Here is a 1,086-nt window from a genome sequence, read left to right as displayed (position 1 = left end):
CGTCCGGCGCCGGGCTTCGGGGGGCGAGGCGGGCGGCTCATGCCGCCGCCTGCCGGCGCAGGAGGGCGGCCGGATGGCCGATTCCGGCCTCCGTCACGCCGGCCGCGCCGGGCCGTGCGCCGCCCGAAACAGCGGCGATCCGCTGCAGCATGGATGCGATCCGCGGATCCACCGCCATGATCTGGCCTTCTTTACTTGATGAAACCGATCGCCGCCCGGCTGGTGGGAACCAATAGATCGATGCAGTGTTCGACCGCTGCGTCCCCCGCCTTGCAAGTCAGCACGTCGTTCAGCAGCACACGGCCGAAATTCCCGCAATCATGACCTGCGATCTCGAACACCTTGACCATGGTCTTGCCCGCGCTCAGCGGTGCCATGTCCACGGCCAGCTGGTCGACGATGATGCCTTTCGGATCGAAGACCACGAGGTCGAGCTGGAGATTGCTGTAGGTCCGGGCGGTGCCGTTGTGCATGACCATGAAGGCGCGGCAGCCGTTGTTGCCGGGTTCGAGCTTGTTCAGCTCGATGTCGATCGCCTCCTTCGGCGCCGACTCGGCTGCGGGCTTCTCCTGCGCCCAGGCGGGAAAGCTGGCAATCGCGATAAAAAAAGCGAAAAGGCTGGCCGGGCGAACCCGAGCGAAACGGCGGGTTTCAGCGATTTGGCGGGACATATGGCCTTCCGTCGGTCTGGACTCGCAGGGCGCGCCATGATACCCGCGCCCCCCGTGACCGCAATGAAATGCACTGAGGCGGTCGGTGTTCCCGGTCTTCTCGAGACCGTTCCGGGACCCGATCGCCGGCGCAGAACGTTGCCCCGTCTCCCGGCGACGCCGGGTGGATTGCGCCTGCAAGGGCCCCACCCCGTGCGCCATGTCAGGGGGAGGCGGGCATGACGTCGAAGGGCCTCCTTCTTCTGTCGATCGCTCTGGTGGGGGCTGCCGCCCTCGGTGGCGCGATCGCGATCGATTCTGCGCGCCCGACACCGCCGCCCGTCATTGCCGTCGATCTCTCCGGGATCGCCGTCGAGCCCGCGCGCGTGCTCGATCCGGCCGAGGCCGCCCGGCCGCAGCCGGCCGTGGCCACGCC

The 1,086-nt window shown here is 68.1% G+C and carries 3 protein-coding genes; 1 reads left to right on the top strand and 2 read right to left on the bottom strand.

Annotation, left to right across the window (positions count from 1 at the left end; genetic code table 11):
• Positions 1–37: 37 nt before the first annotated feature.
• Both P409_RS39770 and P409_RS34975 read right to left on the bottom strand, forming a co-directional pair.
• Entirely contained in the window at positions 38–178 is a 141-nt protein-coding gene (locus P409_RS39770; RefSeq protein ID WP_161790538.1) for a hypothetical protein, read from the bottom strand.
• 13 nt (positions 179–191) lie between these two features.
• Entirely contained in the window at positions 192–671 is a 480-nt protein-coding gene (locus tag P409_RS34975) for a hypothetical protein (RefSeq protein WP_052121732.1), read from the bottom strand.
• A gap of 218 nt (positions 672–889) precedes the next feature.
• On the opposite strand from P409_RS34975, the gene P409_RS34970 reads away from it, so the two are divergent.
• Positions 890–1,086, top strand: a 197-nt coding sequence (locus tag P409_RS34970) for a hypothetical protein (protein WP_034849608.1), incomplete at its 3' end; no start/stop codon positions are given.

Source organism: Inquilinus limosus MP06 (assembly GCF_000767795.1).
Classification (GTDB): Bacteria; Pseudomonadota; Alphaproteobacteria; order DSM-16000; family Inquilinaceae; genus Inquilinus; species Inquilinus limosus_E.
The sequence above is the reverse complement of the archived record's forward strand: the minus strand, read 5'-3'. Positions and strand labels throughout refer to the sequence as shown.

What these genes read in the sequence shown, in the direction of transcription:
- P409_RS39770 (WP_161790538.1), bottom strand. Translation starts at nt 178, where the DNA reads ATGGCGGTGGATCCGCGGATCGCATCCATGCTGCAGCGGATCGCCGCT.
- P409_RS34975 (WP_052121732.1), bottom strand. Translation starts at nt 671, where the DNA reads ATGTCCCGCCAAATCGCTGAAACCCGCCGTTTCGCTCGGGTTCGCCCG.